This window comes from Mycobacterium sp. TH-M116, assembly GCF_057473685.1.
On sequence record NZ_JBYCLC010000285.1, the window covers coordinates 49,817 to 61,427 of the forward strand.

Sequence of the window (11,611 nt, forward strand, 5' to 3'; positions counted from 1 at the left end):
CCATGGAATTCGCCGACCTGGCCCGCTGGACGCCCATCAGGCTCGACTTCTCCGGGGCCGCCCCGGCGGTCTACTGGGCCGACCTGTCCGCAGAGCGCTTCACCGAACCGTTCTTCGACCGGACCGTCAACCGCTGGGCGGCCGGCCCCACCGCCCGCCCGCTCGTGCGGACCGGACTCGATGCGCTGGCCGCGCTGGACGACGAGCCGTCACTGGAGCCGGCCGGCATGATCTTTCACCTGTCGCGGTGTGGGTCCACGCTGGTGTCCCGGCTGTTGGGCGTGCTGCCCGGTGTCGTCGTCGTCGCCGAGCCGGCGCCGCTCAACACGCTCCTCGGACTCGGTCCCGGCCGGCTCGACGACGCCACGTTGGTCCACCTGGTGCGGCTGCTGGTCCGGGCTCTCGGCCGCCGCCGGCATGCCGACGAACAACGGCTGGTGCTCAAAACCACCAGCTGGAACTTCCGCCGCCGTGCCGTGCTCGCCGCCGCCTTCCCCGACACGCCGTGGGTCTGGGTCCAGCGCGATCCGGCTCTGGTGCTCGCCTCGCTCCTTGCCGACCCGCCGGGCTGGCTCGGGCTGCAGGCTCACCCATTGCGCGCCGCGTGGCGATTCGGCCTGGATCCGGCCGCGGTACCGACCATGGGCCGCGCCGAGTTCGCCGCGCGGGCGCTCGGCGCGATGCTGGATGCGGCCGATGGCGATATGACTCGGCGCCTGTGCGTCGATCACGCCGAGCTGCCCGCCGCGGTCTGGGAGCGCGTCGGCCCGCATTTCGGCCTCGACATCGATACTGCGGCAATCGAACTCATGGCCGAAAAGTCTTTGTTCCACTCCAAGGACTCAGCGAAACGCGTCTTCGCGGACGAACCTGCGAACCGCAGCCCGATCACCGACGAGATGCGGACGGCCGCCCGGCGATACGCCGAAGCGGGTTACCGCGCGCTTACGCCTTGACGGCGCTGACCAGCGTGTTACGGACGAGCATGGACCCCGCATCGGTGTCCGGACCGGGCACCGGGCGGCCGGCCTGCCGCAGGTAGTCGGCCAGCGAAACGCCACTCGCATGCCACCCCCGGTTGGCGAACCATTCGGTGGCCGGCGCGCAGCGCTCGTTGTAGACCAGTTGATAAAACGGGCGTTGCGCCCCGCCCGCATCCATCGCGGCCCGCTCCTGGTCACGCTTGGCCTCGAACTCCTGCTGGTCCAGCGGCGTGCCATCCTCGATGGCGGCATGGCTGCCGTGGCCGGCCAGGCCGTCGATGCCGGTGAACAACTGCTCCTGAGCGGCGGCCGGCAGATAGATCAGCAGTCCCTCGGCGATCCACGCCGAGGGCATGGCCGGATCGAAACCGCTGTCCCGCAGGGCCTGCGGCCAGTCCTCGCGCAGGTCGACCGCGATCTCGCGGCGCACCGCACGCGGTTGGGCACCCCGCTCGGCGAGCGCCGCGCGTTTGAAGTCGAGAACCTGCGGGCGGTCCAGTTCGAAGATCGTCGTCGCGGCCGGCCAGTCCAGGCGGTAGGCGCGGGAGTCCAGTCCCGCCGCCAGGATGACCACCTGCCGTACGCCCGCGCCGGCGGCCCGGCGGAAGTACTCGTCGAAGAATCTGGTGCGGGCGCCCTGGAAGTTGACGAAGTGCTCGCCGAAATCGGCCGTCTTGAGGTCGTGGTCGGGGGCGTTACCGTCGAGTACGTCAGCCCAGCGGCCGCCGACAGCGCGGCAGAAGACTTCGGCAAACGGGTCGACGGCCAGCGGGTCGGGCTTCTGGGCTTCCAGCGCCCGCGCGGTCGCGACGAACAACGCCGTGGAGCCGACACTGGTTGTGATGTCCCAAGTATCACCTTCGCTACGCATTGATCCGACATTACGCCGATGGCCTGAGCCGAATCGTCTTGCCAGCTTATTGAAAATGATTATCATTAACGCATGCCGCGACGACACGTGCCCGCCGTCCCCGTAACCGTGCTGTCCGGATTCCTGGGAGCGGGGAAGACAACCCTGCTCAACCATGTGCTGGCCAACCGGGAGGGGCGGCGCGTCGCGGTGATCGTCAACGACATGAGCGAGGTCAACATCGACGCGGCACTGGTCGCCGGGGCGGGGCACCTGGACCGCACCGAGGAGAAGCTGGTCGAACTGACCAACGGCTGTATCTGCTGCACGCTGCGCGAAGACCTCATCGAGTCGGTCGCCCGGTTGGCATCGACGGGGCGTTTCGATTACCTGCTGATCGAGTCGACGGGGATCTCCGAACCCATGCCGGTCGCCGCCAGCTTCGGTTGGGAATTCGACGACGGATTCAGCTTGAGCCACGTCGCGCGACTCGACACCATGGTGACCGTCGTCGATGCATCGACGTTTCTGCGCGAGCTCGCACGCGGGGAAGCGCTGGCCGACCGCCACCTCGCGGCCGGGGAAGGCGACGTCCGCACCATCGCCGATCTGCTCGTCGACCAAGTGGAGTTCGCCGACGTGATTCTGCTGAACAAAACCGATCTGGTCAGCGCGAAAACCAATGCGACGGTGGCGGCGGTGCTGCGGCGTCTGAACCCGGCGGCCAAGATCGTGCCCACCGAGCACGGGCGGGTCGCGCTGTCAGAGGTGCTCGACACGGGCCTGTTCGACCCCGAACTCGCCGCCGAGTCACCGGGCTGGGCCGACGAGATCGCCGACGGACACGTACCCGAGACCGAGGAATACGGGATCAGCAGCGTGACCTTCCAGGCGCGACGCCCGCTGCACCCGCAGCGTCTGAATGCGGCGCTGGAGCAGTTGCAGGGCCTGTTGCGCAGCAAGGGTTTCTGCTGGATCGCGAGCCGGCCCGACGTCGCGGCGATCTGGTCCCAAGCGGGTCCCAATCTGATGATCGAACCGGCGCAGTACTGGTCTACCGCCGACTTTCCGCCCGGTCAGGAAATCGTTTTCATCGGGGTCAAACTTGACCGCAACCGGGTACTAGAACTGATGCACGCGGCGTTGCTGACCGACAGCGAAATGGCCGAAGGCCCCCAGCGGTGGGTCGACTACGCCGATCCGCTGCCGTCGTGGAGCCTCGCCCACGCCCATTAGATTGCACCCGGTTCAACCTCGCGGACTCGTTCGCGGTCGCCGTAGCGGCGCCGGAATTTCTCCACCTGCCCGGCGCTGTCGACGATGCGGCGGCTGCCGGTCCAGAACGGGTGCGAGTCCGAGGAAACCTCGACCACGACGAGTGGATAGCTGCGCACTCCATCCGGTGTCTCCCATTCGATGGTGCGCGAACTGGTGACAGTAGACCGGGTCGGGAACATCGCCCCGGTGGTGGCGTCCTGAAAGACGACGGGATGGTAGTCGGGATGAATTTCTCGTTGCATCAGCGTTCTCCGTCTGGGCTGTGATGGGCGGGGGTGTTGTCTTCGGCGGCTTCCGCCAGGTCCGTGCAGGGGTCTTCGTGCCACTCGCCGAACGGGTCGTCGTAACGGCCCCAGTCCCGCGCGGCGAACTCGTCGTCGGTGAGCAACGCGTCATGCAGGGCGCCGTGGATATCGGCGACGTCGGCGCCGCACACCAGGATGGTCATCGCGGTGTGCCGATCGCCGTGCTCGGCATCCCATCCCAGTTCGGCGAAGGCGCGTCGCTCCGGATCGATGCCGACACGCTCGGACGGCGTCAGGGCGGCCAGCCACCTGCCGGCCGAACTGACGCGCAGTCCGCCACCGGCGGATTCCAGCCACATCGCGTGGTCGGCCCGGGTGGCCAGCCAGATCCGCCCCCGGGTGCGGATCACACCGTCCAGCAGCACGTCCAGACGGTCGTGCAACCGCTGCGGATGAAAGGGGCGTCGGGCGTTGAACTCGACCAGGCTGATCGGCCCCCGCGAATCCAGGGGAGGCTGCCCGGCCAGCAACGGACCGTGCGGGTCGTCACCGCGGCCGCGCCGCGCGTCACGGTACAAGCTGTTCAGCGCGTCCTCGATACCGTCGGCACCCACGCAGATGCGTGCGCGCGGCGCGAGCCGGCGCAACACGGACGCGACGAAGGGGTCGGCCCGGTTGAGCACGGCCACGTCGGCGAATTCGCCCTGACCGACCACCACCTGCGCTTGAGTGCGACCGTCGGGGAGGTCCGCCTCACCGAGTGCTTGATTCAGCCACTCCGCCGAGTCGACGCAGGTGACCACCACGGCGATCGACACGTCCAGGGCCGCGGGCCCGTCGACGTAGCCGGGCCCGACGCGGACGCGAACGTGGTTGATGGCCATGCAGATCGGTTCCGGCTCCAGCCAGGGCGCAAGGTGAACCACGATGCGTTCCACACCGGCGCGACGGTGGAGTTGACGCAGCAACACCAGCAGATCGTTGCGGATTGTGCACGACACGCAGCCGTGCGCGAGTTCCAGACCGCATTCGGCGGAACGCATCGCGCCGTCCCGCAACGTCATCAGGGTTCGCCGCACCACATGCCCGTCGAAACGATGCTCGACGACAGTGGTTCCGGGCATGCTCAGCAGCTCCCCGACGACCGAAGCGGTGTCTGTCTGGCCGGCGACCAGGATGACGGGCGTGCGCATCGTCCTCCTTATTGAGAATCATTTTCATTAACTCGCCTCGTACGGTACCGTGTTCGCCGAAGCTTGTCGAAAATCATTTTCATTAAGCGGTCGAGGAGGCTGCCCGGTGTCCACTCGTTGCCAAGTGACCGGCCGGATCCCAGGGTTCGGTAACGCGGTGTCGCATTCCCATCGCCGAACCCGCCGGCGCTGGTCACCCAACGTCCAGCTCAAGACGTATCACCTCGCCTCGGAAGGCCGTCGAATTCGGCTGCGGGTCAGCGCCAAGGGCATCAAGGTCATCGACCGCGACGGCATCGAGGCCGTCGTGGCCAGGCTGCGCCGAGAGGGGCAGCGGATCTGATGGCGGGCAACGAGATCCGCCCGATCGTCAAGCTGCGCTCCACTGCGGGCACCGGCTACACCTACGTGACCCGCAAGAACCGGCGCAGCGACCCGGACCGGCTGCTGCTGCGCAAGTACGACCCGGTGATCCGTCGGCACGTCGAATTCCGGGAGGAGCGCTGACCATGGCCCACAAGCAAGAACGCCCGCGAAATGGCGCTGCTGCCCTATCCCGGACAGGGCGTCACCCGGTGACGCCCGCGCACCGGGGTACCGACCGCCCGTTCACGGTGATCGTCTGCGCCGACTGCGGAAGCGGGCACGCACTCTCGGTGGTCGACGAACTGCGGCCCTCCATCCGTCGCTGCCCGCATGGCGTGCTCGTCTCCGCCGCCTGCATGCTGGGACCGATGACCTGCGCGGCGCGGCCGGCCGGATGCGGCGTCATGGCGCTTCTCCAGCCCTGCACGAGCGCCCGGGACGCCTGCAGACCGCCGCAGTGGATCGGCCCCATCACCAGCCATGCCCAGGCGGCGGCCCTGCGAGATTGGCTGGAGTCAGGCGAATGGGAAAGCACGCCGCTGCCGGCGCGGCTCGGCGGATTTGCGGCGTGGGCCAAAAACTCGAGTTCCTGCAACTGAGGTGGCCGCCGAGCATTGTCAGCGAGGATAGGCGTAGGGGTTTGCGGGGGCGTCGACGCGGGCGAACCGGGTGACCTGCAGCGTCGGGATCGTATCTGGATTGTGTTGGCGGGCAGCTGGTGTCACCACACCCTGGACCCGAATCCAGGTGTTCTCGGGTAGTCCGCGGGCACCGGCGGCAGCCGGTCCGCTCAGATGGATACGGGCCAACTGCGCGTCGGCGGCGCAGCAGACGATGACGACGCGTCCCAGGTCCACACCGCGGGCCTCGTTGAGGACGAAGCCGGTCACGGTGATCCGACGGTTCCGCAACGAGCCGGTGGTGTCGTGCGCCGCACGCATCAGCACCTCCGGCAGCGGCACTTCGGGCGCCGGGCCGGGCGGCAGCGGCGGAAAGGGGCGATCGCGACGGTGATCGACCGCCTGCGTCGCGGCGGGATGAGCGGCCGTGGGTCGCAGTGCCGGTGGCGTCACGAAGATCAGCACCACCACGGGAAGCACGAGCAGCCAGGCTGTGCCGGCCCGATGGGAATGTCCCTGGCCGTGATGCCCGATCCGCGGTCCGCCGCGGCGCACGTCGGCGACGATCGCCGTGAGCGCCAGACCGGCGAGCAGTGCCACCGACGCGACCAGCCAGGGCAGTAGTCCGGGCTTGACGTATCGGGTGAACACGTCCCACACCAAGGTCATGGCCACGGCGACAGCCAGCAACAGCAGGACGGCGTTCTCGGTCTCTCGGCTCATTCACCCGCCGAGCACCAACAGACCCACGGCACACGCGCTCGCCGTCGCGACCACCAACGTGCAGGGCGCGAAGCGCACCGCAAAGGAACGGCCGAACATTCCCGCCTGCATCGCGAAGAGCTTGATGTCGACCGCCGGCCCCACCACCAAGAACACCAGGCGGGGCAGCAGCGGCACCATCGTCATGCCGGCGGCGACAAAGGCGTCGGCCTCCGAACACAGAGCCAGCACCACAGCAAGGACGGCCATCAGCGCCACCCCGAGGATCTGGTCTGCCGCCGGGTGGGTGAACAGCCAGGAAGGAGCGAGCACGTGGAGCAGTGCCGCCGCGCCGGCACCCAACACCAGATAGGACGCAGCGTGCAGGAAGTCGTGGCGCGCCGCCTCGGCGAACACGACCCGACGTGACTCGGTCCGGACGCTGGGAGCGCTCAGCCCGCGGGTGACCCACCCCGGCCGGCCCCACCGCGACCAGGTCCAGCCCATGATCACCGCGGTCAGCAGCGACGCCCCCAACCGCGCGAGGACCATTCGCGGCGCATCGGGAAACGCCACCGCGGTGGCGACGAGGACCACCGGGTTGATCGCCGGCGCAGCCAGCATGAAGGTCAGCGCCGCGGCTCCCGTGGCCCCGCCGTCGCCGAACAGTCGCCGCGCCACCGGCACCGACCCGCATTCGCAGCCGGGCAGTGCCGCACCGCCCACGCCGGCGACCAACACCGCCACCGCGGCCCGGCGCGGCAGCCAGTGCGCCAGCCGTTCCGGCGACACGAACACCGCGATCAGCCCACTGACCGACACGCCGAGCGCGAGAAACGGAAGCGCCTGCAGGAACACGCCGCAGAATACGGTGCCCGCCGTCGACAGGGCTGCGCTGCTCAGGACCACATGACGCAGCACCGCCGCCGACAACGCGCACACCAGCAGAATGCCGACCAGCAACTCCATAGACCCGACATGGCGCCCCGACTCAGACCTCAGCGTGGCCCCCATTTCATCGACGGGGCGCAACCCCTCGGAGGCTGCGAACATCTCGTCGCGCGCAACGTCCGCGCCGACGGGCTAGGGCCAGTCATCGCGCCGGTCCCCGGCCGCCGGGCCGTCACCGTCGAGGTGGCCGTCCAGATCCCAGGCGCCCGGCAGCATTGGCGTCGTCGGGCCACCGCCGAAATCGTCACCGTCCAGCGTGGCCAGTCCCGCGGCCGCGGCGGCCGTGCCGGTGTGCGCCGTGGCGGGTAACCCGATGTCACCGGCACCCCGATCCGAGGGGATGGCCCCGCCACTCGACGGCGCATCCCAGGCCGGTACGACGCCGAAGTCCATGTCCAGGTACTCGTTGCCATGGCCGCGTTGCTTCGCCCGCCGGCGGCGCCGCGAGCGCGCCGCGTCCCGCGCCGCGGCGGCAGCCACTGCCGCCGCGCTGTCAGGCTGTGGCGCTGTGCTTTTCGCGCTCGAACTCGCCCGCGCGCTGGCCCCCGAACCGAACCCGATGCCCGGCGGCACCGCATACGGGGGAACGAAACCTGCCGGGGGTGCGGCCGGCGCCGGCGGTGTCGGCGCGGCGCCCGGCGGTGCGGACGGTGGAAGCGCCGGGGAAGGAGCTGGAGCGCCGGTCCCCGGAACGGTCAATGCCGGGGAAGGCGCGACGACGGGCGCGGGCGTGGGGGCGTGCCCGGCAGCGACGACGGGCGGAGCGGGCCCGATAGCGGGATGCGGCAGGCCGGCCAGCCCGGTCAAACCGGCGAGGCCACCCAAGGACCCGGCGGGGACGGCACTCCCCCCAAGGACGGCCGCCAGCTCGGGAACCTGCGGGGCCAAGAAGCCACCCAGCTGACCGACGATGTGGATGGGTATGGCAACCAGAGCGACGTGAAAGGCCCCTTGCAGAGCGCCCGTCCCATTCCCGGTCAGCGCGTCCTGGAAAATCGTCTCGAAATCCTGGGAAAATTCGAGACTCCGAACGACCCACCACAGCGGTTGACCCGGGTTTTGATAGTAGAAATAGGGGTGTCCGTCGACATAATCGGTGGCGGGGTTCCAATGTATCCCCACGAGATGGAGAAGGTGCACCAACGGCTGCCACACCCCCGATTGGGTGCTTCCGGGCAGATAGGATAGGCCGTCGACTGTGTCGTTGGCGGCGTTGAAATTGATTCCCAGAGCCTTCAGGAAATTCTCTAATAGGTCCGCAATCCCGGTGGGCAGCCTCGGTGCGCTCGGTGCCGTCGGAATGGACTTCTGACCGGCGCTGGTTTTCTGGATGGTCGGCGGCGGGTCGGCCTGCGGGGTCGCCGCCGAAGCTGCGGTGGCGACGGCGTGATAGGTGGTCATCGTGGTGGCGGCCTGTGTCCACATCCGTGCGTAGTCGGCTTCGTTGACCGCGATCGGGATCGTGTTGATCCCAAAGAAATTCGTCGCCAGCAATGCCGCATGGATGGCGTGGTTGGCGGCCAGTTCCGCTAGGGTCGGCATGCTCGCCAGTGCCGTGGTGTAGGCGGCGGCCATGGTTTCATGAAGCGTGGCCGTTGCCGCGCTCTTCGCGCTGGCCTCAGCTAACCACGCCACATACGGCATATTGGCGGCCACATAAGCCTCCGCACTCGGCCCTTCCCATTCCCCAGCCTGCACCTCGGCCAGCAATTCGCTGAGTTCCTCTGCCACCGAAGCATATTCAGCACTGAGTGAATTCCAAGTCCCCGCTGCCGCCTGCAACGGCGCCGGCCCCGGCCCGCTGCTCAGCAACGACGAATGCACCTCCGGCGGCACCGCCATCCACAGCGGCGCGGTCACCGTCGGCCGCCTGAAACCGGTCCGGGCACCGACGGCGGGTCGCACCCGGCGTCCGCCACGGGTGATGGCCCGCTACACATCGCGTGGGTGGCTTGTCGCAGGGCTGTTGCCCGACTCCGCGGCCCATCCAGGATCCCAGCTACCGGGCAGCATCGGCATGGCCGGCCCACCGCCGAACTCGTCACCGGGCAGCGCGGCCAGGCCCGCGGCCGTAGTGACCGGATCCTCGCGCACCGTGACAGACCCGAGGCTGCTGGCGGCGCCCTGTTCGGAGGCCACGACGTCAGGGGGATCTGACCCGACCCATTCGGGGTTGACTTCGACGTCCATATCCAGGTACTCGTTGCCATGGCCGCGTTGCTTCGCCCGCCGGCGGCGCCGCGAGCGCGCCGCGTCCCGGGCCGCGGCGGCAGCCACTGCCGCCGCGCTGTCAGGCTGTGACGCTGTGCTTTTCGCGCTGGAACTCGCCCGCGCGCTGGCCCCCGAACCGAACCCGACAACCGGCGGCACCGCATACGGCGGCACGAAGCCCGCCGGGGTTGCAGCCGGCGCCGGCGGTGTCGGCGCGGCGCCCGGCGGCGCCGGAGGTGTCGAGGGTGTGGGCGCCGGCGCCGGTGTCGAGGCGGTGGCCACCGACGCGGCGATCGTCGGGGCCACGGGGGCAGCCGGCAGCAGTGCGAACGCAGCCGGTGGCGCCGCGGGCACGACGGCCGCGACCGGATGAAGGGCAGCCAGCCCCGCCATACCTCCGAGGCCGCCCAGGGGGGAGATGGCGGGGAGAGCCGCAAGCGCCACCGCCGGGTTGCTGACCGCATAGGCGATGACTTCTTCGATGTGAGTCGGGATGTCGAAGAACAGCCAGCTGCCGAGCCACTGGAAGGCTTCCACCGGGTTTTGCGTCAGGTCGACCAGGAAATTCTGGAAGTCCTCGAACAATTCGAGGCTGCGGGCGACCCAGTACATCACCTGCCCGGGGTTTGCGTAACTGTCGTAATCCAATCCGTTGATCGTGCCCGCCGCCGGATTCCAATTGACGCCGAAATGCTGCAAGATCCAGGCGATCACATTGTCGAACGGAAGATCGACCGTCGGGTCGTGCGCGACCTCGGTGTTCGAGATACCGACGCTCTGCAGAATATTCTGGAACCACTGCGGGAGGCCGAGCGGGTTGTCGCTCTGGATGTTGGTGTACAGAATCTTCAGTATTTCTTGCTGGACCCCCAAGATTTTCTGCAGGAACTGGTTGATCTGCTGCACGACTCCTTGGAGGAAATGCACGACGTGTTGTACCAATCCTTGCAACGGATCCGAAGCCGCCGACGGGGTTTGCACGTCGGATTTCAGGATCCGCGGCGCCGGGGTGGTCCGGGGCGCTGACGCCAGCGCCGTGGTCGAGACCGCGTGATAGGCGCTCATCGTGGTCGCAGCCTGGATCCACATTCGCGCGTAGTCGGCCTCGTTCAGCGCTATCGGGATCGTGTTGACCCCGAAGAAATTGGTCGCCACCAGCGCGCCGTGGACGGCATGGTTGGTGGCGAGTTCGGCCAGGGTCGGCATGGCCGCCAACGCGGTGGTGTAGGCCGCCGCCACCGATTCGTGCTCGGCGGCCATCGCCGCGCTGTTCACACCGGCCTGTGCCAGCCACGCCAGATACGGGCCGTGCGCCGCGATGCAGGACTCGGCGCTCGGCCCTTCCCACGCACCGGCCTGCACCGAGCCCAACAGCGCCGCGAGTTCTTCTGCCGCCGAAGCGTATTCGGCGCTGAGCGCATTCCATGCCACTGCCGCCGCCAACAGGGCGCCCGGCCCCGGCCCGCTGCTCAACAGGGCCGAGTGCACCTCCGGCGGTGACGCCATCCAGATCGGTGCCGTCATTGCCCCCCTGCCGCGGAAACCGGACGCTCCCACCTGCAGCGCACGGTCATCCCAGCAACCCCTTCCCGATATCACCCTGCAGCTTAGTGAAAACGGTTATCGTTAACAACTAAGCTAAGTGGTGGTGCCCGTTGATTGGTCGGGCCCGTTCGCTGAGGTGCCGAGACTGTGGTGGCGGCGACGCCGAGGCGAAAAAGGGAGCGCTGAACGCAGTCTCGACGCCGCCAGCCCAGACTCGGCACCAGCGGCGTCTGGTAATAACCCCCGACGAACTTACGGGCGTGACCACGAACTGACGGGCGAAATCATCAAGGTTTGCGGCGGGATGCCGATTCGGACGCCGAGCAGCGGTGATGTGGATCGCGCGCCGGGATTGTCATCCTGCGCACGGCGGTGTCGATCTCCGATGAGCTACGCGGGTCAGACCAGCGGCCGGCCCGTCCTGATCCGGCGGTCGACGTCCCACAGCAACACATTGAACGGAAACCGCCGGACAAACGGCGGCATCATGCGGTTCACCCCGCCCAGCACGCCCATCAGCCGGTCGAACCGGCGCTGCTTGACCGCGTCCCAGGGCAGCCGCATCTCGTCGCGGAACCGCCGAGGCAGGAAGCCGGTGGTGATCAGCAGCGCCAAGTTGTCCGCGATCCGCTGCAGCGGGCCCGGCAGCAGCACACCTCGCACACGG

At 68.5% G+C, this 11,611-nt stretch carries 13 protein-coding genes; 5 read left to right on the top strand and 8 right to left on the bottom strand.

The window, feature by feature from the left end; translation table 11 throughout:
• Positions 1-2: 2 nt before the first annotated feature.
• Positions 3-956 (top strand): hypothetical protein, encoded by a 954-nt coding sequence (locus AC2VOK_RS14335; RefSeq protein WP_428901078.1) that lies wholly within the window; start codon positions 3-5, stop codon positions 954-956.
• Here AC2VOK_RS14335 and AC2VOK_RS14340 read toward each other — a convergent pair.
• Entirely contained in the window at positions 946-1,854 is a 909-nt protein-coding gene (locus tag AC2VOK_RS14340) for a class I SAM-dependent methyltransferase (RefSeq protein ID WP_428901079.1), read from the bottom strand. The genes AC2VOK_RS14335 and AC2VOK_RS14340 overlap by 11 nt on opposite strands.
• 72 nt (positions 1,855-1,926) lie before the next feature.
• On the opposite strand from AC2VOK_RS14340, the gene AC2VOK_RS14345 reads away from it, so the two are divergent.
• Positions 1,927-3,069: a GTP-binding protein gene (locus tag AC2VOK_RS14345; protein ID WP_428901080.1), complete on the top strand. Its 1,143-nt coding sequence runs from the start codon at positions 1,927-1,929 to the stop codon at positions 3,067-3,069.
• Here the strand turns inward: AC2VOK_RS14345 and AC2VOK_RS14350 are convergent.
• Together AC2VOK_RS14350 and mrf are read right to left on the bottom strand one after the other, a co-directional pair.
• On the bottom strand, positions 3,066-3,353 hold the full coding sequence (locus AC2VOK_RS14350) for a type B 50S ribosomal protein L31 (RefSeq protein ID WP_428901081.1): 288 nt from the start codon (positions 3,351-3,353) through the stop codon (positions 3,066-3,068). The two genes, AC2VOK_RS14345 and AC2VOK_RS14350, sit on opposite strands and share 4 nt — an antisense overlap.
• Positions 3,353-4,549 (bottom strand): ribosome hibernation factor-recruiting GTPase MRF, encoded by a 1,197-nt coding sequence (mrf, locus tag AC2VOK_RS14355; protein WP_428901082.1) that lies wholly within the window; start codon positions 4,547-4,549, stop codon positions 3,353-3,355. Before mrf ends, AC2VOK_RS14350 begins: the two co-directional genes overlap by 1 nt.
• A gap of 106 nt (positions 4,550-4,655) precedes the next feature.
• Here mrf and rpmB point away from each other — a divergent pair, with 106 nt between their 5' ends.
• From rpmB to AC2VOK_RS14370, 3 genes are all read left to right on the top strand, one after another.
• The gene (rpmB, locus tag AC2VOK_RS14360; RefSeq protein ID WP_421531220.1) at positions 4,656-4,892 is read left to right on the top strand and encodes a 50S ribosomal protein L28; all 237 of its coding nucleotides are present in this window, start codon (positions 4,656-4,658) and stop codon (positions 4,890-4,892) included.
• Positions 4,892-5,056, top strand: a complete 165-nt coding sequence (gene rpmG, locus AC2VOK_RS14365) for a 50S ribosomal protein L33 (protein ID WP_421531221.1) — start codon at positions 4,892-4,894, stop codon at positions 5,054-5,056. The genes rpmB and rpmG overlap by 1 nt, the downstream gene beginning before the upstream one ends.
• 68 nt (positions 5,057-5,124) lie before the next feature.
• A complete protein-coding gene (locus tag AC2VOK_RS14370) occupies positions 5,125-5,514 on the top strand; it encodes a hypothetical protein (protein ID WP_428901083.1) in 390 nt (129 codons plus the stop codon).
• 18 nt (positions 5,515-5,532) lie between these two features.
• Here the strand turns inward: AC2VOK_RS14370 and AC2VOK_RS14375 are convergent, their stop codons facing one another.
• The 5 genes from AC2VOK_RS14375 to AC2VOK_RS14395 form a co-directional block, all read right to left on the bottom strand.
• Entirely contained in the window at positions 5,533-6,258 is a 726-nt protein-coding gene (locus tag AC2VOK_RS14375; protein WP_428901084.1) for a TIGR03943 family putative permease subunit, read from the bottom strand.
• On the bottom strand, positions 6,259-7,206 hold the full coding sequence (locus AC2VOK_RS14380; protein ID WP_428901085.1) for a permease: 948 nt from the start codon (positions 7,204-7,206) through the stop codon (positions 6,259-6,261).
• Between the two features lie 114 nt (positions 7,207-7,320).
• Complete coding sequence (locus AC2VOK_RS14385; protein ID WP_428901086.1) at positions 7,321-9,048, bottom strand: PPE domain-containing protein; 1,728 nt, start codon at positions 9,046-9,048, stop codon at positions 7,321-7,323.
• A 72-nt stretch (positions 9,049-9,120) separates the two neighbouring features.
• On the bottom strand, positions 9,121-10,923 hold the full coding sequence (locus tag AC2VOK_RS14390) for a PPE family protein (RefSeq protein WP_428901087.1): 1,803 nt from the start codon (positions 10,921-10,923) through the stop codon (positions 9,121-9,123).
• A gap of 420 nt (positions 10,924-11,343) precedes the next feature.
• Positions 11,344-11,611 (bottom strand): oxygenase MpaB family protein (locus tag AC2VOK_RS14395; protein ID WP_428901088.1); only part of this gene is annotated, 268 nt, incomplete at its 5' end.